This window comes from Paraburkholderia metrosideri (assembly GCF_904848625.1).
GTDB lineage: Bacteria > Pseudomonadota > Gammaproteobacteria > Burkholderiales > Burkholderiaceae > Paraburkholderia > Paraburkholderia metrosideri.
Window position 1 is genome coordinate 118,275 of record NZ_CAJHCP010000005.1, and the last position, 21,192, is coordinate 139,466.

Sequence of the window (21,192 nt, forward strand, 5' to 3'; positions counted from 1 at the left end):
GGGCGTTCGCTTAAGCCCATTAGCAGGCCGCCCAGGCTCGCCGTTCGGATAGTTCGGTTCAATGGCCGACACCAGCCACGACCGCAGGACGAGCTTTCCATCTGGGTAAAAAAGCGTTGACGAGGCCCACGTCTCCTTCCCCATTTTCGCTTGCAAAAGCCGAATTCTGCCGTTTGATCGTCGGGGTCCGCCCGTGAACCTCCTGTTCACGGGGCCACGGCTATGCCGTCCCGGCCCGCTGAGCCGAGAAAATCAGTCTTGCCGTCGGGCAAGAACCTCAGATTTTTTAGGCGTAGTCTTATATCTCGATTTTTCGAAGGTTGATATTCTTATCGACATTGGAATCAATTAAGAACTTTCTCACAGATTGTCAGAATTCATCAGGGCGGTAGTCGTGATCCGAATAAAAGTTAGTCGGTAAACGGTTCGCCCGCTCAGCTAGCTGCTTAGTTTCCTGAATCTGTCACCCGTTGAAATGGGTTAGAAGGTCTGCGTTTTTCAGATTCGCTGAAGCCAATATGTCGTGATTCGTCGGTCCGCTCAACCGATCAGACGATTCGCATATTCCTGACAATTGATTCGCTACGAATCAATTGTCAATGAACGACAGGAAGCCCATCTAAGGCTATCTCGTCTAGGGCTTCTGAGCGTTACAAACTGATCTGTTGGTTCCTCAGCGAGTCGCTTCCCGAGTGGGTTGCGCCGCGTCTCGTCGCGAGTGATATCGGCGATTTTCACTGTTTCAGATCTTTGATCTTTTTGCGCGACTTGATCTGCCAATAACAGTGAAAGAAAGATTTTTCGATATTTATCTAATTTATCAAATCCAGTATTTCGGATAACGAAATACATTTCGTTTGAAGGTGAATGATATGAACAAGTCATATGTTAGCGTTTGGAATGAAGCTCTCGGCTCATGGGTGGCGGCGTCCGAAAACACAACCGCACGTGGCAAGCGCAGCAAGTCCCGATTGTCAGTGGTCGCAACGGGCACGCTGTTGGCGATTGTCATAGGTGTACCGACCGGGGTTTCGGCTGCATCGCTGTCGACGCCGGCTGCCGCCACAAACGGCAAGAAGACAGCTAACCCAAGCGCGGTCGGAAACGATTCGACGGCACTAGGAGCGGGAGCGGTGGCGGGTTCTGATGGAAGTACCGCTTTAGGGGCCGGCGCGACCACTACCGGCATCACTAACTGGAACGCAGCAATTACGGGCAACCGCCGTACCGACGGTTTAGGCGTTGATGCTTCCAAACTTACGGAACTTGGTGTCGCGACTGCGGTGGGCACTAATACATCCGCCTCCAGTTATGGGGGAACCGCACTGGGCAACAATTCGACAGCCTCGGGTACCGGCGCGGTTGCGGTCGGTGGCTTCAACCAGGCGCTGGGGCGCAATAGCACTAGTGTGGGTACAGGAGCTTACTCTGCTGGTTTGCAATCGCAAGCCATTGGCTCGTTCTCAGTCGCCAACAATGATCGCGCGAATGCGATCGGGACACTTGCGACCTCCACCGGCGTGGACGCCACCGCGATTGGCACTTCGGCTGCGGCGAGCGGCGCCCGCGCGATCGCGCTGGGTTCGGCCCTAACCACCGACTTGACCGGAAACTTAGATTCGTTGCAAAACACGACGAACAACACCAAAGCCTCGGGATCGGACGCCATTGCCATCGGCACGAACAGCAACGCGACGGGGAGCACGGCGGTGGCGCTGGGCCTATCAGCAAGAGCGACGAACACCAATAGCATTGCGATCGGGAATGGGGCCACGGCCAATTTTGGCGGCAGTGTCGCGCTTGGAAGCGGGAGTTTGACTAGTGCGACCGCACCGACCGGCACCGGTTTCCTCACGAATGCTGTGGCGCCAAATTCGGAAGTGTCGGTCGGTAGCGCCAGCTCGACGCGGCGCATCACGAACGTGTCGTCGGGCTCCGCGGGGACGGACGCTGTGAACGTTAGTCAGTTAATAGTGGAAGACGGGAAGGTTAACAGCCAGGGCGCTGCTACAGCTGCAGCATTGGGTGGTGGCGCAAGCTATAACTCGACTACCGGGGCGATCAGTGCGCCAAGCTACAGCGTGGGCGGCACTACGGTTGGCACTGTTAGTGCTGCGATTACCGACCTCGATGGCCGTACTACACAGAACACGACCAACATTTCAGGCCTGGCGGCCGGCACACTAGGCTTGGTGAAGCAGGATGCGGGGACGAAGGCGATCACGATGGCATCGTCTACGGGCGGGACGTCGGTGGACTTCACCGGTACGGATGGCGCCCGCACGCTGGCTGGCGTGAAGGCCGGGATGTTGAGCGCTGACAGCACGGAAGCGGTGAACGGTTCGCAGCTTTACGCGACCAACACTCGCGTGAGCGAAGCTGAAGGCAACATCACCACCATCGACGGTCGGGTGACGACGGCTGAAGGCAACATCAGCAACATTGATGGCCGTGTGACAAATGTTGAAGGGTCGGTGACGAACCTGTCGACACAGTTGGACAATGGTGAAGTGGGTCTGGTGAAGCAGGACGCGGAAACCAACGCAATCACGGTGGCGTCGGACAAGGCTGGTACCTCGGTGGACTTCACCGGCACGGACGGCGCCCGCACGCTGTCAGGCGTGAAGGCCGCGACGCTGAGCGCTGACAGCACAGAAGCAGTGAACGGTTCGCAGCTTTACACAACCAACACCCGCGTGACCGAAGCTGAAGGCAACATCGCGCAGAACACGAGCGACATTGCAGACAACCGGACGGCGATCAGCGGCATCGATGGCCGCATGACAACGGCTGAAGGCAACATCGCCACCATCGACGGCCGTGTGACGACCGCTGAAGGCAACATCACCACCATCGACGGTCGCATGACGACCGCTGAAGGCAACATCAGCAACATCGACGGCCGCGTAACGAACGTTGAAGGGTCAGTGACGAACCTGACGCAGCAGTTGGGCTCGGGTGAGCTGGGTCTGGTAAAGCAGGATGCGGAAACCAACGCAATCACGGTAGCGTCGGACAAAGCTGGTATGTCGGTGGACTTCACCGGTACGGACGGCGCCCGCGCGCTGTCAGGCGTGAAGGCTGGAACGCTGGCCGCTGACAGCACGGAAGCGGTGAACGGTTCGCAGCTTTACGCAACCAACACCCGCGTGACCGAAGCCGAAGGCAACATCTCGCAGAACACAAGCGACATTGCAGACAACCGGACGGCGATCACCAACATCGACGGTCGCATGACGACGGCTGAAGGCAACATCACCACCATCGACGGTCGTATGACGACCGCTGAAGGCAACATCAGCAACATCGATGGTCGCGTGACCACGGCCGAAGGCAACATCGGCAATATCGACGGCCGCGTAACGAACGTTGAAGGATCGGTGACGAACCTGACGCAGCAACTCGGCTCGGGTGAACTGGGTCTGGTAAAGCAGGATGCGGAAACCAACGCAATCACGGTAGCGTCGGACAAGGCTGGTATGTCGGTGGACCTCACCGGTACGGATGGCGCCCGCACGCTGTCTGGCGTGAAGGCCGCAACGTTGAGCGCTGACAGCACGGAAGCAGTGAACGGTTCGCAGCTTTACGCAACCAACACCCGCGTGACCGAAGCCGAAGGCAACATCGCGCAGAACACGAGCGACATTGCCGACAACCGGACGGCGATCAGCGGTATCGACGGTCGCATGACGACGGCTGAAGGCAACATCAGCAACATCGATGGTCGCGTGACCACGGCCGAAGGCAACATCGGCAATATCGACGGCCGCGTAACGAACGTTGAAGGATCGGTGACGAACCTGACGCAGCAACTCGGCTCGGGTGAACTGGGTCTGGTAAAGCAGGATGCGGAAACCAACGCAATCACGGTAGCGTCGGACAAGGCTGGTATGTCGGTGGACTTCACCGGTACGGACGGCGCCCGCACGCTGTCTGGCGTGAAGGCCGCAACGTTGAGCGCTGACAGCACGGAAGCAGTGAACGGTTCGCAGCTTTACGCAACCAACACCCGCGTGACCGAAGCCGAAGGCAACATCACTAACATCGACGGTCGCGTGACGACGGCTGAAGGCAACATCAGCAACATCGACGGCCGCGTAACGAACGTTGAAGGATCGGTGACGAACCTGACGCAGCAACTCGGCTCGGGTGAACTGGGTCTGGTAAAGCAGGACGCGGAAACCAACGCAATCACGGTAGCGTCGGACAAGGCTGGTATGTCGGTGGACCTCACCGGTACGGATGGCGCTCGCACGCTGTCTGGCGTGAAGGCCGCAACGTTGAGCGCTGACAGCACGGAAGCAGTGAACGGTTCGCAGTTGTTCACAACCAACACCCGCGTGACCGAAGCCGAAGGCAACATCGCGCAGAACACAAGCGACATTGCCGATAACCGGACGGCGATCACCAACATCGACGGTCGCATGACGACGGCTGAAGGCAACATCACCACCATCGACAGCCGTGTGACGACGACCGAAGGCAACATCACCACCATCGACGGTCGGGTGACGACCGCTGAAGGCAACATCAGCAACATCGACGGCCGCGTAACGAACGTTGAAGGTTCGGTGACGAACCTGACGCAACAACTCGGCTCAGGTGAAGTGGGTCTGGTGAAGCAGGACGCGGAAACCAACGCAATCACGGTGGCGTCGGACAAGGCTGGTACCTCGGTGGACTTCGCCGGCACGGACGGCGCCCGCACGCTGTCAGGCGTGAAGGCCGCGACGCTGAGCGCTGACAGCACAGAAGCAGTGAACGGTTCGCAGCTTTACACAACCAACACCCGCGTGACCGAAGCTGAAGGCAACATCGCGCAGAACGCAAGCGACATTGCAGACAACCGTACGGCGATCACCAACATCGACGGTCGCATGACGACGGCTGAAGGCAACATCACCACCATCGACAGCCGTGTGACAACGACCGAAAGCAACATCAGCAACATCGATGGTCGCGTGACAAACGTTGAAGGCTCGGTGACGAATCTGTCGACACAGTTGACCAATGGTGAAGTGGGTCTGGTGAAGCAGGACGCGGACTCGCGCAACATCACGGTGGCGAAGGACACGGACGGCACGTTGGTGAGCCTGTCGGGCACAGCCGGCAACCGCACGGTGACGGGCGTGGCGGCAGGCGCGGTCAACGCATCGAGCGTGGACGCGATCAACGGCAGCCAGCTGTACTACAACGCGGCGAGTTTGGCCTCGGCATTGGGCGGCGGCGCGACGGTGAATGCAGACGGCACGATCTCGGCGCCTAACTATAGTGTCGACGGCAAGACAGTCAGCAATATGGGCGACGCGATCAGCAATATCGACGGTCGCACGACGCAGAACGCTAACCAGATCGGCGCGCTGAATACGGTGATGAACGGTATTAGCAGCGGCAACGGAATCATGTACTTCCACACGAACTCTTCGCAGCCGGATTCGATCGCTAGTGGTATTGATTCGGTGGCGATCGGCGGTGGTGCGAATGCATCGGCAAAGAACTCCGTCGCACTCGGCGCCAATTCGGTCGCTGATCGCGCTGATACGGTGTCGGTGGGAGCCTCTGGCGCGGAGCGTCAGATTACCAACGTCGCGGCAGGGACGGCCGACACGGATGCGGTGAACGTCGGGCAGTTGAAGAGCGCCGGCATTGTCGACAGTAATGGCAACGTGAATACTGCGGTGTCCTATGATCACAATGCTGATGGCTCGACTAACTACAACGGCATGACGTTGGGCAATGGTGTCGACGGTGGTACGGTTATCCATAACGTGGCAGCAGGCGAGGCGCCTACCGATGCGGTGAACATGAGCCAGCTGAACTCCGTGGTGAACAACGCGGCAGCAGCAGCTAGCAACCCGATGTTCAGCGCCGACGGTAATCGTGATACGCAGGCAGCGACGTCGAGCGGTACGTCGTCGGTGGCTGCCGGTGCGAGCGCCTCTGCAGCAGGTTCGCAGGCCGTAGCAATGGGTGCGAACGCCAGCGCCACGGCTCAAAACTCAGTTGCGTTGGGTGCCGGGTCGACGGCGGATCGCGACAATTCGGTGTCGGTAGGTTCGACGGGTAGCGAACGTCAGATCACCAACGTAGCGGCAGGTACCGCGCCGACCGATGCGGTCAATCTGAGCCAGATGAATAACTCGCTTTCGCAAGGTGTGCAGCAAGCTAATAGCTATACCGATCAGCGTGTCAATGCCACGAACCAGGCGGTCAACGATCTCGCCAAGAACGCTTACTCAGGCATCGCAGCAGCTACCGCGCTGACGATGATTCCAGAAGTCGATGTAGGCAAGAAGATTTCGTTCGGTATCGGTGCGTCGACTTACCACGGCTATCAGGCTGTCGCACTCGGTGGTACGGCTCGTATCACGGAAAACATCAAGGTGAAAGCGGGTGTCGGGATGTCGAGCGGTGGCACGACTGCTGGGATAGGGGCTTCTTATCAATGGTAAAAGCCTGGAGCGTGCCAGTGACTTTGAAGTACTGGCACTGCTTGAACTAGCGTAAGCATTGCGAAGTCTACCAGTGAAGCCCGGCAAGAGTTTCAGGTAGCCCTTCACAATCGCGAGCGAGAAGACGGAAACGGTCGAGCCAGCCAAAGCTGTGCTTGACCGTCCACCGCCGGGCCCGCGATACAAAACCCTTTTTCCATTTCTCAAGTTTGATCATCTGCAGTGCAGTGCCATCCTCGAATGTGGCCGGCGCTGACTCTCCTCCTGTGTATCCTCGATCGGCAAATGCCATCTGCACCGCAAGTCCCGTTTTCTGTCCGCACTTTCCGCTTCATCGTCGTGGACCCATTCCGCGAAGTTCCTTTCTACAGCGTCCGTGGCTATGCTATCGATGACCGCTAAGCTGAATGAATCAGCTTTTCACTATTCTCCGCAAAATCAGAACGCTCTCCGGTTGATTTCATCATGGATAGACCGCGCTTTTTCCTGATACTTTTCTGCTCCAGAAAAAAAAGGAAAAGACATGAGACGACGCGAGACAAATGCGGAGCGGTACACCCCCTTTCATCACCACTACGACGGCGCCCTTCGCTTCAAGCGCGGCACGATGGTGCTCGCCAAATGGAGCCTTGCGTGGATCACACCCGCACTGATAGGACTGGCGGCAGCCCACGCTGCGGAGGGGCCACAACGGGCCAACTGGGTCAATAGCTGGCAGGGAAGTCCGACCAAAGGCGCGACATTCGACACCAAAGCCTGTCCTTCCGATGTCGGCGTACAGGATCAGACCGTCCGCAATATCGTGTACCTCAGCACGGGTGGCGACCGCATCCGCGTGAGGATTTCAAACGCTGGCGGTGTGGTGCCGCTGCGGGTCGGCGCGGCCTCCGTCGCCCCTTCTGCGAGCGATGGACCCGGCCTCGAAGGCGATACCCACGCGCTGCATTTCGGCGGCGCCCAGCAAGTCGTCGTTCCCGCAGGCGGCGAAGCACTTAGCGATGTAGTCGAACTGCCGGTAAAGTCGTTCGACGCGCTCGCTGTCAGCGTCTACCTTCCGGCGAATACCGGCCCCGCTACGCAGCATTTCCTCGCGACGCAAACAAGTTATCTGTCCGCAGGCAACCAGACCGGAAGCGGCAATACGGTTGCGTTTGCGCGTCCGGTGAGTTGCTGGATGTTCGTCTCTGGTGTCGATGTCGACGCTGCGCCGACGGTCAAGGGCACCCTCGTCACGTTTGGCGATTCGATCACCGACGGCTACCTGTCGACGACCGGCAAGAACCGCCGCTTTCCGGATGCACTAGCTCGCAGGATGTCGCTGCGCAAAGGCGCGACCCTATCGGTGTCCAACGCGGGCATCAGCGGCAACGAGTTGTTGACGAACCGCGATCAGGCGATGTTCGGCGTCCCGGCTAGCGAGCGTCTCGCACGCGACGTGCTGACTCAACCGGGCTTGCGTGCAGTGGTGTTTCTCGAGGGCATCAATGATATCGGCGACAAGTCGGCGAAAGCGGACGACGTCATTCAGGCAATGCAGCAGGTTATCGCGCAGGTTCACGCGGCTGGCGCGCGTATTTATGGCGGAACGCTGCTGCCGTTCATGGGATCGAACAGCACTTACCATACCGACTACGGCACGCCAGCGGGAGAACAGGAGCGGCTCAAGGTGAACGAGTGGATCAGGACCAGCCACGCGTTTGACGGTGTGATCGATTTCGACAAGGTGACCCGCGATCCAGCCAACCCCGACCATATGCGCGCGGTATTCGATAGCGGCGATCATCTGCATCCGAGCGATGCGGGTTATGAAGCGATGGCACGCGCTGTCGACCTCGATATGATCATGTCCAATCTGGGTCGTCACTAACTGGCGAATGACGATCGTGGCGAGGCTTCGTTAGCTACTAAAGCGCGGTCTGCCACGATCCGGTTGAGTTGCTTGACGGCGTTGCTAACCTGAAGCTGTGTCGTCGGTAGAGCTGCGTAGTGGCGCACGGCTCTGATCGTTATTCAAATGGACGAACTTCCGCAACAGCCGCAATAGCTGTTGCGCGTCTTCTTCTCCCATTCCGTCGAGCAGTCCGTGACTCAATGCATTAACGGCGGGAGTGAATTGAACGAGTAGCTTCTCGCCCTCTGGTGTCAGCAACAGCCGACGTTGGCGGCGCGGCAAAACCTCGCGGACAATCCATCCTTTTGCTTCCAGTCGCACGGCGATATCGGCGGTGGTAGACGTGTCGAGGCCAACCCGCTGCGCGAGAGTGACCTGATCCAGGCCAGGCAGTTCGTGAAGCATCCGCAGCACCGAGTACTGCACCGGTGTGACCTCCCGGCCCAACAACTCATGAAACATCGACACTGAAATCTGATGTGCGCGTCTGATCAGATGCCCGGGTTGATCGTAAAGGTCGAGACTGATCGCTGAAGCGGTGGTATCTGTTGATGTGGCCATGGAAATAAGAAAAGCTGTTGACTGGCACGCATCGGGAATCGCCGATGTCTGCGACAGTGCCGGACTTTGCAGGCGTGAGCATTGTCCATGATCGCCGCATTTGCGGAATAAAAGTCGATGTTAGGGAAAACCTTCATTTAATCATCAAAGTCATATTGAGTACACTGAATCTCAATGAGTGTGCGGAATGAGGCGACGAACGTTTTGTCGATCGACTCATAAGCGGCGGCTCGATTGACGCCGTTGCGCGCGCTAAAAATAAGGAGTGAGACTCAAATGTTCCCCAAGAACGCGTGGTATGTCGCCTGCATGCCTGACGAAATCACGGGCAAGCCGCTCGGCCGCCAGATCTGCGGCGAAGCAATGGTGTTTTATCGAAACGCGGAGGGCGCGGCTGTCGCGCTCGAAGATTTCTGCCCGCATCGGGGTGCACCGTTGTCGCTGGGTTTCGTGCGTGACGGCACGCTGGTGTGCGGCTATCACGGACTCGAAATGGGCTGCCAGGGTAAGGCGACCGGCATGCCGGGCCAGCGCGTCAATGGTTTCCCTTCTATTCGCCACTACCCGGTTATCGAGCGCTATGGCTTTATCTGGGTATGGCCCGGCGATGCGGCTCAGGCCGACGCAGCGAAACTGCATCATCTGGAGTGGGCAGAAAGCTCGGCATGGGCATACGGCGGTGGCCTTTATCACATCCGCTGCGACTATAGGCTGATGATCGACAACCTGATGGATCTCACGCACGAGACCTACGTGCACGCGAACAGCATCGGGCAAAAAGAAATCGACGAGGCCGCGCCGAAAACCACTAGCGAAGGTGACACGGTCACGACCAGCCGTTTCATGGAGAACGTCGCCGCGCCGTCGTTCTGGAAAATGGCTTTGCGAGGCAATGGCCTCGCCGATGACGTTGCTGTCGACCGGTGGCAGATTTGCCACTTCACGCCGCCGAGTCATGTGTTGATTGAAGTCGGCGTAGCGCATGCGGGACACGGCGGCTATCACGCGCCGGCTGACAAGAAAGCTTCGTCGATCGTGGTGGACTTCATTACGCCAGAAACCGAAACGTCGATCTGGTACTTCTGGGGCATGGCCCGCAACTTCCGTCCTGACGACGCGGCACTCACAGCCAGCATCCGCGAAGGACAAGCAAAGATTTTCAGCGAAGATCTGGAGATGCTCGAACGTCAGCAGCAAAACCTGCTGAAGTGGCCGGATCGCAAGCTGCTCAAACTGAATATCGATGCGGGTGGCGTGATGTCACGACGGGTGATTGACCGGTTGCTGGAACTCGAACGCGTCAAGGGAGAAAGCGAAAGTACGTCACAGTCTGCGGTTTCCCGCGTTATTCCGGTGCGGGCGGCAACATGAACGCATCTATTCTGGATGTACTCGTGACTCGCAAGTGCAATGAAGCACTCGATATCGCGAGTTTCGAACTGACCAGCGAAGCGGGTCACGTGTTGCCGCCTTTCGCTGCAGGATCGCATATTGACGTGCATCTTCCTGGCGGCCTCGTGCGTCAGTACTCGTTATGCAACGACCCGGGTGAAACGCACCGTTACGTTATCGCCGTACTGCGTGACGAATCCGGTCGAGGGGGATCAAAAGCGGTTCATGATCTGATCCACGAAGGCGATCGGATTAAGATTAGTGCGCCGCGCAATCATTTCGCTTTGGCGCATGAGGCTCCTCATCATCTGCTGCTGGCGGGCGGAATTGGCGTGACGCCAATTCTATGCATGGCGGAGCGGCTTGCCGCATCGGGTGAGTCTTTCCACATGCACTATTGCACGCGTTCCAGAGAGCGAACGGCCTTTGCCGAGCGTATCGAACGGAGTACTTTTTCCAGGTCGGTCCAGTTTCATCACGACGATAGCGGATCCACGTTTGACGTTGAGCAGGTGTTAGATAACGCGCCGAGCGGGACGCACCTCTATGTTTGCGGTCCTCGAGGATTCATGGACGCAGTGCTAAACACCGCGCGTGCGAAAGGCTGGCCCGAAGAGCGCTTGCATTACGAGTTCTTTGGCGCGGCTGTCGATCTGAGCGCAGTGGGGAACAGCTTTCAGGTGCGCATTGCCAGTAGCGGCGCAACGATCGAAGTGCCGTCTGAATGCACGGTCGTTCAGGCATTGGCGGCAAACGGCATCGAAATCATGACCTCGTGCGAACAGGGTGTATGCGGGACGTGCCTCACCAGAGTTCTGTCCGGCGAACCCGATCATCTGGACTCTTATCTGACGCCAGAAGAACAAGCCGCCAACGATCAGTTCCTGCCGTGTTGTTCGCGCGCCAGATCTCCGTTGCTCGTACTCGATCTGTAAAGATACCCCGGTCCGCGTTTGATCAACGCCTGAGGTCCAGTACTTTTTACTCGCACTACGGTTCGCACGTCGGAACGGTTTTTAAGCGAATGGAAGAAGCCGTTCTATGAGTGATTTTATTCATTTCGCATTTGCGAGTGCGTCGAATTATTGTGTAAGGCAAGCCTTCACCCTCGTTAAAGCATAGCAATGAGAGTCTTTTTTTAAACAGATCGTGCCCTAAAAGGCATAACCTCGCAGACTTTGCTTACGCGTCATAAATGACAGGCTCACTATGGACCCGCTGTCCGCTACGGGTAGCTAACCATAAGGAGCTGAAAATGAAAAACGCCTTTAATCGGTCGACTCAGGACCACGCGCGGCCGACATTGCCGGATTTCGTGACTTCGCGAGTTGAAAGGTATTACCGCGAACGCGTGCAGGAAACCTGGGAAGGTGGCCATATCATGCGGGGCCTCATTCCCGATGCTGACGCACTGCATCTGTCGAGCAACGACTATCTTGCGATTGCCCGGCATCCGGACATTATTGCCAGCATGGCAAAGACCTTGCTCGAGAGCGGCAACGGTCTATTGATGTCGGCCATTTTCCTGCATGGCGATTGTCCATTGCTGCAATTCGAAAACCGGCTTGCCACGTTCATGAATGCCGAGTCAGGGGTATTGTGCCAGTCGGGGTATGCGGCCAATACCGGCTTGATCCAGTCTATCGCGTCGGCGCAAACACCGGTTTATGTCGACATGATGGCGCACATGTCACTGTGGGAGGGTATTCGCAGCGCGGGCGCCGCGCCTATCGCATTCCGTCATAACGACGTGGTCCATCTCGAACAGCAGATCCGCCGATATGGGCAAGGGGTCGTGCTGGTCGACTCGGTGTACAGCACGACGGGCAGCGTGTGTCGGCTGGTGGAGATTGCCGGCATTTGCGAGGCACATGGGTGCGTGTTTGTTGTCGACGAGTCGCATTCGCTCGGTACACATGGTCCGGGTGGGGCAGGGATGGTGGTCGAACTCGGACTTGAGTCCCGTGTTGCGTTTCGTACGGCCAGCCTGGCGAAAGCATTCGCGGGGCGCGCTGGTTTTATCACCTGCCCGGTCGACTTCCAGGAGTACTTCAAATTCGAGTCGAATCCCGCGATTTTTAGCTCGACACTGTTACCGCACGAGATCAGCGGGCTGGACGCTACGCTTTCGGTGATCCAACGTTCTGACCAGCGCCGCGCAAGACTTGCGTCGAGTGCCGCGTGGTTGAGGCAGCGATTGACTGAACTGGGGTACAACCTGAATGGCAGCGAGAGTCAGATCATTGCCCTGGAGGCGGGAACGGAGCAACGTACGATCGTGTTGCGCGATGCACTGGAATCGCGAGGCATTTTCGGCTCGGTGTTTTGTGCCCCCGCGACGGCACGAAATCGCGCACTGATCCGCTTGTCTCTCCACGCCGATCTGAGCGATGCGCAGATCGAGAAGATTGCTAGCGTTTGCCGCGACATTCGCACTGAGGTGGAACTCGATAAATGGCCGTCCACGCGGCGGCTTGGCGATGAATTGTCGTCACGCAGACGCAGACGAGAGCTGGTTGACGAGAAAAATGCCGTAACGGCATGATGGTTTGACAGCGCCGGACATGGAGTCCGCCTCGGCGAGTTCCATGTCCGTTACATCTCGCGGTCCAGTTTTTCGAGGTAGCTGTCGTAGCTGTGGATCCGTTCCAGATCCAGTCCTGGTGGATTCGGAATGACCGCATAAACGTAACTCTGCTTGCCGCTTAACTGCGTTGCCGGGTGCATATAGTCCTGCCACTCGACGCAGTCGGCGGGATAGTGCCCACTGGTTTGCCAGAAGTAAGGCAAGCTGTGCCGGCTGTCCAGCGCGTCCAGGAAACCGGTCGGCGCGCCTTGTTCAATCGCTATCTCACGCAGACCTCGCAAGGTTTCGTCGGTGTGAACGATCAGCAGATAGGATTTGCCAGTGCTGTCGAGCATCAACAGGCCGCCGGGGCAATACGAAAGGTAGTGCTCGACAATACCCAGCGAGTCAGATAGCGCGGCTACTCGTGCTGCGAGTATTTCGTCGCGCAGAAACGCATACTCCGACACGGCGAGGGTGTCGAGTATGGATTGGCACATGTCGTCGAAATAGGCATTCTGTAAATCGTGCACCGCGCGGTTCAGCGCCGGGACAGCAGACGCGTCCTGTTTGCGAATGAAGCGGTGAATGATGCCTTCGTTGAAGCTCTGCACCGCAATGTGCTCGTCGGCCTTGCCGGTTAGCATGATCTTGCGTACGGACGGATCGGTCATGCGGCGGCAGAACTCGAGTCCGTTCATGCCGGGCATGTCGTAATCGACGACCACTACCGAGGTAGCCCGGAACCGGTGAGCATTGAGCACCTGTTTGCGAACCGTGTTCACACTCAGCGCGATGACCTGTTGCGCGACGTCTTCGTCGGTCCGGTCCCGGAACGGCGCAAAAAGCGGTTCGTCAGACATGCCGGGGCGGGTGGGGCTGTTCACGAACTCAAGCGCTTCTCCTGGCGAACTGAACAGACGGAAAGCGAGATTCGGGTCAAGCTGAAGGCACAGGTTCGACAGGAAGGTTGGGCTATCGTCGACGAAGGTCACCGTCGTCGGAAAATAGAATGGCTTGATCATGTGCTTCATCATGGCCGGGGAAAGGTCAAAGTAAACTCGGTAAACATGCCTTCGACTGACTTGCAGTCGATGGTGCCATTCATCGCACGCATGACTTCGCGGCAGAAAGCGAGTCCGATGCCCGTGCCGATCGAAGCGTCGTCGACACCGGCCGGCGATGTATAGAAGCGCGTGAAGATGTGGGGAAGGACATCCGGTGAAATACCGGCGCCAGTGTCGCGGAAAAGAAGCTGGCTGCTTCGCGGTCCGCTAACGAGGCGGATCGAGATCAATGCGCTTTCGACACTGGCCATGCCGCGCAAGGCGTTTTTCAGAAGATTGAACAGAACGTGGACCATCAGCATTTCCGAGCCCTGGAAAGAGAAGTCCGTGGCGAGATCGGTGAGTACTTTCTGCCGTTCGCCTTCGCGAAATGGATAGCGTTCGAGCGCGGTCCTGACGGATTGTGCAATCGAGCAGGCAGTCGAGGCATGCGAATAGCCGTCCGTAAAGCGCGCATTCGCAAGCAACATATCGATGATCGCATTCGAATGAATTGCTTCCTGCTCGATGCGCGACAGCACGCCGTCCATTGACTGAAGATGCACGAGGCGGATCTTCGGCACATCCAGTGAGCTGCCTTGCGCAATGGAATATGTTTCGAGCAGTGACGGGAGATAGCGACCGAGACCCGATGCGCCAGCGCGAATCGCCAGAAGCGGTGTGCGCAACTCATGCGCGACACTGCTCGCGGTGGCGAGCATCGCGCGTTCCTGTTCGATCCTTATCCGGTCCATATCGTAGTTCGCCACCACGCCGATGGCGACGGCAAAAGAAAAGATGGCCAGGTGCGCGGGATAAGTGGCATGCAACACGACTGGGTCGGTGGTAAGCCAGTACGCAACGCATGCCACACCGATGCCAATGACGAAATTGAGTAGCAGCATCAGCCAGTCGAGCAGCAACACCATCACGAACGCTGCAATCAATGCGCTTTCGATCCACACGTTGGAGCCGTTATTTTTCAATAACATGAACGTGAAGAAGAACGGCAACGAGTAAAAGATCGTCGCATACCAGTAGTACGGCAAAAATTGTCTGGTACGCGCCGGCCAGCGATTGGAAAACAGGATCGGGATGAATAGCGCAGAGCCGACGAGCCGCAATGGCAGGTTCTCGTAAGGCTGCGGAAAGAGGCTGTGCCAGATGTAGAAATAGAGCGGAAAGCCGACGATCGCAATGAGCGCGAATGGCCGCATCCTGCGACTCATGTATTGCAGATTGCGTGCGGCTGGCACGAATGACTGGGCCAGCAGCGGGCGGATCGACGCCAGCTTACGAATGCCCCACGGCGGTATTCTGCTTGTACTCATCTAGATGAAATTGGGAAACTACCAGGAATTTCCGGAGCGCATTTTCTGACAAATTCGCTCCCCGTTCGCGCCACTTTTTACACGCATGCGACGCATGTCGATCTGAACACCGGTGCTATCTATGGCACATTAAATAAAAAATATGCGAAACAGATCAAATAACCGACGCAATAACTTCAGTAGGCATTTCGTAATCGCCTATTGCGAATCGATCAATAAGAAGTTGTCTCCATTTTTTAAATAATTCGTTTAAATTCAACGTCTTGGATGTATGAAAATAAAAAACATATGGTGGTTGAGGGGGCGCGCCCGCATAGACTCCGCATTGGGCGCCGCCAATTTTCGTGTTGATGTCGTGCATTCACGTGAACGACCTCAGTGTAGCGGTCGCAAAATGTATTATCTAGCTTTGAACGTAAATGAATGGCCGGGCACTGCGCTCGGCGCTCAATATTTATAGCGTGCCACGGTATTTTTCGGTAAGAGTTTCATGGTGAAGTGGTTGCGCCCGGATCGCTCCCTGGTTGTGCTCCTCCACGTTAATTAACGTCCAGTTTCGCCATCCGCTGCACGAGTCTGCAATCCAGGCTACGCTGGCAGACAGTCGTCGCTCCTGCCACGCCGGTGGCGCAACAGGTTATCCAGATCAGACAGCCATGAAACAACCACTCACTATCGATTTTGTTTCCGATATCGCCTGCCCTTGGTGTGCTATCGGACTCTCGTCGCTCCAACTTGCTCTGTCCCGCCTGAGCGACACCGTAGATGCCCAGATCGTCGTGCATCCGTTCGAGTTGAATCCGGACATGGAGCCGGGCGGCGAGGCCATTGTCGATTATCTCGGCAAGAAATATGGACGCACACCCGAGCAGATCGCCGAGACCCAGGCAATGATCCGCGAGCGCGGTGCGAGCGTTGGTTTTGAATTCGGCCAGCGTACACGCGTGTACAACACCTTCGATGCACACCGTCTGCTGCATTGGGCCGGCCTTAACGGCGCGCAGTTGCCGTTAAAGAAGGCGCTGCTGCAGGCCTATCATGCCGAGGGTAAAGATCTGAGCGATCACGAAGTGCTGGTCGAAGCGGCGCAGTCTGTCGGACTCGACGCTGTGCAGGCGCGCGAGGTTTTGCGAAGTGGAGACTATGCCGCTGAGGTTCGCGCTGAAGAGCGGAACAATCAGGCGATGGGCATTCAGTCTGTGCCTTCTATCATTTTCAATCGTCGCCATCTGATGACCGGCGGCCAACCAGTAGAGGCCTTTGTACAGGGCATCCAGCAGATTCTGTCCGAAGCAGCGGGTTGATGCGCAAGCCACCTACCTCATGTGACCAACTTGTGGACACACTATGTCCGACACCTGAGAGAGCCAGATTTTGATCGATCAAACCGCAGTGATTCACCCGAGTGCAATTGTCGAAGAGGGCGCTGTTATAGGTGCCCGTGTACGTATCGGTCCGTATTGTTGCGTGGGTGCCGACGTCGAGATCGGCGAAGGGAGCGTGCTTAAATCGCACGTCGTCGTCAACGGGCACACCCGGATTGGCCGCGATAACGTTATCTATCCCTTCGCGACGATTGGTGAAGACAACCAGGACCTGAAGTACGCGGGAGAACCGACGTTAGTCGAGATCGGCGATCGGAACAGAATTCGCGAGAGCGTCACGATTCATCGTGGAACGGTTCAGGGCGGCGGACTCACGAAAGTGGGCAATGACAACCTGTTGATGGTCAATGCACACGTGGCTCACGATTGCGTCATCGCTAACCACTGCATTCTCGCGAACAACGCAACCTTGGGCGGGCACGTCACGATCGACGACTATGTGATCGTCGGTGGCATGTGCGCGGTTCATCAGTTCTGCACGATAGGTGCGCATGTGATGGTGGGCGGTTGCTCAGGGATCGCACAGGATGTCCCGCCGTTCATCATGGCCCAAGGTAATCATGCTTCACCGAATGGGGTGAACACAACGGGTCTGCAGCGCCGGGGCTTCAGTCAAGAGGCAATCCAGGCGATCCGGCGCGCTTATAAGGTGCTTTACCGGAGTGGCAAGACATTGGAGGAAGCGAAGCCGGAGATAGCAGAGATCGCAAGCTCTCATGCCGAAGTCCAGATGTTCTATGACTTCCTCAGTCGGTCGACTCGAGGCCTGATCCGGTGACACGCAGACGTGTGCCCGCTGCTGGCGTCGCAGAATAATGCAAGCTCCCTTACCAGATATTGCTCGCGTTGATCGGGTATGCGAAAAGATTCGGTAAGTCAGTGCCCCTGCATGTTCCCTTAGATTTGAGCTGATTTAGCCGTAATAGCGACAGACGTTTCCATAAACTGGAACAGCCTCTCAGTGAGAGGTCTCGCTAAACTTACGGAGTGAATCGATGTCCATATCGGCTTTGTCGGGAAGTGCTGGCAGCATGCAAGCATGGTGGCCAAACAACGCAAGCGCGTATCAGTCGACAGACGACTCCGATCCGTCGTCGACCAGTAGCGCCTCGGCGACCAATCCGCTGGCCGCAGCAATGGCGGCCGCGCTTGCGCAAATTGGCGTCTCGTCGAACAGCACGTCTTCAACGGCATCGACCTCCGACTCTTCGTCGACCGATTCGACGTCTGCCATGTCGTCCACGTCCACGTCCGCGAGCACGGTCAACGCGGCACTGCAACAGTTCCTGGGCGGCCTGTTTCAGGCAGCGGCGCCGCAGGGAGGCGCGGGATCGCCGTCGTCCAGCACCGTCAGCACTGTGTCGATCAGTATCTCTGCGACGACGGGTGACATGGATACGGCTTCGGACACGGATTCTTTCGACGGCCCAGATGACAGCACCTCGGATACCGACGACGTCACTGTCGCGCTCGATGAGACCATCGCTCCACCGCCCCCAGCCCCTCAAGGCGCGCAAGGCTATGGTGGTGATCTCGCGTCGGCAATCCAGAGCCTCGCACAATCGCTGACCTCGTCTTCTACGGCGAATGCTGATTCGGACGGTACATCGACAGATGCAAGTGCGACCGACGACTCGTCGAACGACAATTCGCTTTCGGATAACTTCCAGAATCTCTTAACGGCACTGGGATCGTCGGACGGCTCGTCGTCCAGCGACTCGACGGCGAATCTGCAAACATTTCTGACAACGCTCGCGAGTAGCCTGCAAAACGGAACGTCGAACGTGAGTGGGTTCTTTATTAGCACCTCGGCCTGAAGGCAAGGCGATTGGAGCGAATGAGGCATCCACACAGGAAAGAGCAGAGCCCCGAAGATGGACATATCTCATGGGGGTTTGCGTAGCGTTCAAGTAGACGAGGCCGTGCCCACGCGGACCACGTTGCGGAGATCCGGTTCGCGGCCTGAGCGGTGTGCCTCGTGCTTACCGGGCGGAGGATATGAAAACCTGGTCCGCCCGATAGCGAAAGGGAAGGTTAAGCGGCGCTAGTCAGTCGAGACGAAACTGTACCGCCGCTTATTATTGACTTGCTCCCCGAACGGCACCCGCCTTCTTCTCCGCATTCTGAAGATCTTTCGAGTAATTCTCGTCATCCCGCGTGGCGGGGTTGACTCCGGCGTCTTCGAGCTTCTTGAGTTCAGCATTTTTCTTCGCCCGGGCTTCCTTGCGCGCGGTTTTGCGTTGCGCTCTTGCGGCACTCTTCGACGTCGGTGAAGATGCGGCGGCGCCTGTTGCCGGCGTGGTGGATGCCTGCGCGAATGCCGACGATGTTCCAACTGACAACAGCGCGGCAACAGTCAGTGCCGGAAGGAGGCGCATCGCGATTCGTTTCATGAATTTTCTCCTGACAGGTCGGAACAGATGGCTCAGAGTAGCGGTGGACTCGGTCCCGACTATGGTTGTATGAACCTCGAATGCGACGAACAAAGCCAAAGAGAAAGCCTGGTTCGTCGCCTGACTTCGCAGATTAGAAACGTGTGTGCAGGCCCACGCGTGCAATGGCCTGAGTCGCGCCACTAGACGCACCGTCAGCGCTGTTCATACCGTTGATCTGAGCGAGTCCACCCGAACTTGCACGTTGATACAGACCGAGCACATAGACGCTCGTACGCTTCGACAATGCGTAATCAACAATGCCCGCAACCTGATGAGCATGGTTGTTGTCGACGACCGAGTTGCCCTTCATATACATGTACGATGCGCCTGCGCTCAGTGCCGGCGTAAAGTTATAGTGCGCGCCAGCCGATCCCTGGTAGACGGAACCGCCATTTGCCGAATTATGAACAGTGGTAAATAAGGAGTTGGTATACCAGGCGCCAAACTTGTAATGCGCGCCCACACCCCAGTTGCGGACACTGACTTGTGGAGAGCCGGCGGTGTAGTACTTGATATTGGTAAAGGCAGCGTTAGCGCCAAAAGAAGCCGCCGCATAGTTAAGCGCGAAGCTCGTCGAGTTACCAGCGCCAATAGAGCCTGTTACGCCTCCAAAGCCGTACATTGCACCAGCGCTCAATCCATTGAAGATCGGAGTGACGTATTTGACCGAACTGGCAACGGCTACGCCGGCCATGCGGTCCCAGTCGAATGCGCCGGTTGGATTTGACGGCAAATCCAGCTTCTGGAATGGGCCCGCGCGGAAATCGTAGAAGTGTCCTGAAATCTCGGCAGGATCATTCCCGCCGAAATAGAGCGCATCTGTCATGAAGTCGTACTGGTTGCCCAGCGTGAACTTGCCAAGGCGGTCGTTGACGAGGCCTACTAGCGACGTACGGGTGAACAGACTCGAATTGGGCATGAACTGTCCGTTGTCGACCTGGAACTGATTTACCAGTTCGAAGATGGCTTTTGTGCCGCCGCCCAGATCTTCAGAACCTCGCATTCCCCACAAATTTGGACCGTTCACACCATCGTCCATTTTGACGTTGCTCTTGCCTGACTGATTGCTCACGTAGGTGATACCTGTGTCCATCATGCCAAAGAGCGTGACGCTGCTTTGAGCGTGCGCAGCGGATGCAATAAAAGTACCTGCGAGAGTTGCCAGTGCAATGTGCGTCTTTTTCATCGAAGCGATCTCCTTCATTTTATTTAGTAATTCAAATTGACTTGATGTTATCCAGACCCTTGCTGCCTCCAGCGGCGAATGGTCCTTGATTCAGCCGGATAACTATTGCGGGTGTGAGCTACGGTGTCTAAGTAAGGGTTCGCCAGCGCTCGCGGACAGGCATAGACAGGAAGTCAGGTAACCAGGCCGTATGGTTGAGCGATCGACGAATTGCTTTGTGCCGAACGCGTACGTCCCCCGTCTCCTGTCTTTTTGCGTTGCTCTTGTCGCACAGCATCAACTGCTGAGCGGAGTTCAATATAGTCGGCGCGATGGTCGTAAGGAAGTGCCCAAAAAAGGCAAAAAATTGATCGATCTGATACGAGGCGTTGCAAAGAATTGCGGGGTTTACGCGAACTTATGACGTTGCGAAAGTGGTTGCGAGTTTTCGGTGAAGTGACTTAATCTATTGAAAAATAAAGGTGTTTTTTGAGGTTTGTGTTTGCGGCACAAATGCTCCGTAGCAAGGGCGGCAAGAAAACCTGCCAGGATTAGCGAGTGCCGGTCGAAAGACCGATAAATAGAATGGAAAGCTTTTCGGGGTACTTCGGAATGCAGGCTGAAAGAGCGTTGGGTCTACGCCACAGCCACGTTTTCCAACACGCAGGCATATGCTCTGCGCGCGATGATCAGTTCGATCCCTATGTTTCTCCGGACGCGGAACTCGACGAAACCCAGTTCAATTGACCGGTGCAAAAAACGGATGGACACGTACCCGTTCTCTGTTGAAGCGGCGGTCATGGCATTCCTGATCAACAACTACCTTCACAGTATGGTTGAGCTGCGATGCGTGGCAGAGCGCTCGAAGAATTCCAGCGTAGTAGAAGCACGCCGCATGCTTTGTATCGATAGCGGGAAGGTCTCCCAGAAGTCTTGACTGGGGTAGCAGAGATGAGGGGAAGAACTGA

The 21,192-nt window shown here is 56.9% G+C and carries 14 protein-coding genes and 1 pseudogene; 8 read left to right on the plus strand and 7 right to left on the minus strand.

What is annotated here, in order from left to right; all coding sequences use genetic code 11:
* The first annotated feature begins 872 nt into the window (after positions 1-872).
* The gene (locus LMG28727_RS11735) at positions 873-6,452 is read left to right on the plus strand and encodes a YadA-like family protein (RefSeq protein WP_201642494.1); all 5,580 of its coding nucleotides are present in this window, start codon (positions 873-875) and stop codon (positions 6,450-6,452) included.
* Here LMG28727_RS11735 and LMG28727_RS34920 read toward each other — a convergent pair.
* Positions 6,443-6,762: pseudogene (locus LMG28727_RS34920) on the minus strand (IS5/IS1182 family transposase); the annotation flags it as partial. The gene LMG28727_RS11735 and the pseudogene LMG28727_RS34920 overlap by 10 nt on opposite strands.
* Before the next feature lie 213 nt (positions 6,763-6,975).
* Here LMG28727_RS34920 and LMG28727_RS11740 point away from each other — a divergent pair.
* A complete protein-coding gene (locus LMG28727_RS11740) occupies positions 6,976-8,319 on the plus strand; it encodes an SGNH/GDSL hydrolase family protein (protein WP_201642495.1) in 1,344 nt (447 codons plus the stop codon).
* 84 nt (positions 8,320-8,403) lie between these two features.
* On the opposite strand, the gene LMG28727_RS11745 is transcribed toward LMG28727_RS11740, so the two are convergent.
* Positions 8,404-8,904, minus strand: a complete 501-nt coding sequence (locus tag LMG28727_RS11745; RefSeq protein ID WP_201642496.1) for a MarR family winged helix-turn-helix transcriptional regulator — start codon at positions 8,902-8,904, stop codon at positions 8,404-8,406.
* Positions 8,905-9,180: 276 nt separating this feature from the next.
* Here LMG28727_RS11745 and LMG28727_RS11750 point away from each other — a divergent pair, with 276 nt between their 5' ends.
* The 3 genes from LMG28727_RS11750 to cqsA all read left to right on the plus strand — a co-directional run bounded on the left by LMG28727_RS11750 (position 9,181) and on the right by cqsA (position 12,841).
* Complete coding sequence (locus LMG28727_RS11750) at positions 9,181-10,275, plus strand: aromatic ring-hydroxylating oxygenase subunit alpha (RefSeq protein ID WP_201642497.1); 1,095 nt, start codon at positions 9,181-9,183, stop codon at positions 10,273-10,275.
* Entirely contained in the window at positions 10,272-11,231 is a 960-nt protein-coding gene (locus LMG28727_RS11755) for a PDR/VanB family oxidoreductase (RefSeq protein WP_201642498.1), read from the plus strand. The genes LMG28727_RS11750 and LMG28727_RS11755 overlap by 4 nt, the downstream gene beginning before the upstream one ends.
* A 320-nt stretch (positions 11,232-11,551) precedes the next feature.
* On the plus strand, positions 11,552-12,841 hold the full coding sequence (cqsA, locus tag LMG28727_RS11760) for an alpha-hydroxyketone-type quorum-sensing autoinducer synthase (protein ID WP_201642499.1): 1,290 nt from the start codon (positions 11,552-11,554) through the stop codon (positions 12,839-12,841).
* Between the two features lie 50 nt (positions 12,842-12,891).
* Here cqsA and LMG28727_RS11765 read toward each other — a convergent pair whose 3' ends face one another.
* Both LMG28727_RS11765 and LMG28727_RS11770 read right to left on the minus strand, forming a co-directional pair.
* Positions 12,892-13,887 carry a response regulator gene (locus LMG28727_RS11765; protein WP_201642500.1) on the minus strand — a complete coding sequence of 332 codons (996 nt, stop codon included), beginning with the start codon at positions 13,885-13,887 and terminating at the stop codon, positions 12,892-12,894.
* A gap of 8 nt (positions 13,888-13,895) precedes the next feature.
* Positions 13,896-15,239 carry a sensor histidine kinase gene (locus LMG28727_RS11770; protein ID WP_236591756.1) on the minus strand — a complete coding sequence of 448 codons (1,344 nt, stop codon included), beginning with the start codon at positions 15,237-15,239 and terminating at the stop codon, positions 13,896-13,898.
* A 656-nt stretch (positions 15,240-15,895) separates the two neighbouring features.
* On the opposite strand from LMG28727_RS11770, the gene LMG28727_RS11775 reads away from it, so the two are divergent.
* Both LMG28727_RS11775 and lpxA read left to right on the plus strand, forming a co-directional pair.
* Positions 15,896-16,543 (plus strand): DsbA family oxidoreductase, encoded by a 648-nt coding sequence (locus tag LMG28727_RS11775; RefSeq protein WP_201642868.1) that lies wholly within the window; start codon positions 15,896-15,898, stop codon positions 16,541-16,543.
* An 88-nt stretch (positions 16,544-16,631) separates the two neighbouring features.
* The gene (gene lpxA, locus LMG28727_RS11780) at positions 16,632-17,402 is read left to right on the plus strand and encodes an acyl-ACP--UDP-N-acetylglucosamine O-acyltransferase (protein ID WP_201642869.1); all 771 of its coding nucleotides are present in this window, start codon (positions 16,632-16,634) and stop codon (positions 17,400-17,402) included.
* A 288-nt stretch (positions 17,403-17,690) separates the two neighbouring features.
* On the opposite strand, the gene LMG28727_RS11785 is transcribed toward lpxA, so the two are convergent.
* Entirely contained in the window at positions 17,691-17,858 is a 168-nt protein-coding gene (locus LMG28727_RS11785; protein ID WP_201642501.1) for a hypothetical protein, read from the minus strand.
* Between LMG28727_RS11785 and LMG28727_RS11790 the strand changes: the two genes are divergently transcribed.
* Entirely contained in the window at positions 17,857-18,441 is a 585-nt protein-coding gene (locus LMG28727_RS11790; protein WP_201642502.1) for a hypothetical protein, read from the plus strand. The genes LMG28727_RS11785 and LMG28727_RS11790 overlap by 2 nt on opposite strands.
* A 261-nt stretch (positions 18,442-18,702) precedes the next feature.
* Here the strand turns inward: LMG28727_RS11790 and LMG28727_RS11795 are convergent, their stop codons facing one another.
* Both LMG28727_RS11795 and LMG28727_RS11800 read right to left on the minus strand, forming a co-directional pair.
* The gene (locus LMG28727_RS11795; RefSeq protein WP_201642503.1) at positions 18,703-19,017 is read right to left on the minus strand and encodes a DUF4148 domain-containing protein; all 315 of its coding nucleotides are present in this window, start codon (positions 19,015-19,017) and stop codon (positions 18,703-18,705) included.
* Positions 19,018-19,150: 133 nt separating this feature from the next.
* Entirely contained in the window at positions 19,151-20,245 is a 1,095-nt protein-coding gene (locus tag LMG28727_RS11800; protein ID WP_201642504.1) for a porin, read from the minus strand.
* Positions 20,246-21,192 lie beyond the last annotated feature (947 nt).

Coding starts and splice junctions, on each gene's coding strand:
- LMG28727_RS11795 (WP_201642503.1), bottom strand. CDS start 19,017: ATGAAACGAATCGCGATGCGCCTCCTTCCGGCACTGACTGTTGCCGCG.
- LMG28727_RS11790 (WP_201642502.1), top strand. CDS start 17,857: ATGTCGTCCACGTCCACGTCCGCGAGCACGGTCAACGCGGCACTGCAA.
- LMG28727_RS11765 (WP_201642500.1), bottom strand. CDS start 13,887: ATGATCAAGCCATTCTATTTTCCGACGACGGTGACCTTCGTCGACGAT.
- LMG28727_RS11770 (WP_236591756.1), bottom strand. CDS start 15,239: ATGAGTACAAGCAGAATACCGCCGTGGGGCATTCGTAAGCTGGCGTCG.
- cqsA (WP_201642499.1), top strand. CDS start 11,552: ATGAAAAACGCCTTTAATCGGTCGACTCAGGACCACGCGCGGCCGACA.
- LMG28727_RS11755 (WP_201642498.1), top strand. CDS start 10,272: ATGAACGCATCTATTCTGGATGTACTCGTGACTCGCAAGTGCAATGAA.
- LMG28727_RS11785 (WP_201642501.1), bottom strand. CDS start 17,858: ATGGCAGACGTCGAATCGGTCGACGAAGAGTCGGAGGTCGATGCCGTT.
- LMG28727_RS11775 (WP_201642868.1), top strand. CDS start 15,896: ATGAAACAACCACTCACTATCGATTTTGTTTCCGATATCGCCTGCCCT.
- LMG28727_RS11740 (WP_201642495.1), top strand. CDS start 6,976: ATGAGACGACGCGAGACAAATGCGGAGCGGTACACCCCCTTTCATCAC.
- LMG28727_RS11750 (WP_201642497.1), top strand. CDS start 9,181: ATGTTCCCCAAGAACGCGTGGTATGTCGCCTGCATGCCTGACGAAATC.
- LMG28727_RS11800 (WP_201642504.1), bottom strand. CDS start 20,245: ATGAAAAAGACGCACATTGCACTGGCAACTCTCGCAGGTACTTTTATT.
- LMG28727_RS11735 (WP_201642494.1), top strand. CDS start 873: ATGAACAAGTCATATGTTAGCGTTTGGAATGAAGCTCTCGGCTCATGG.
- LMG28727_RS11745 (WP_201642496.1), bottom strand. CDS start 8,904: ATGGCCACATCAACAGATACCACCGCTTCAGCGATCAGTCTCGACCTT.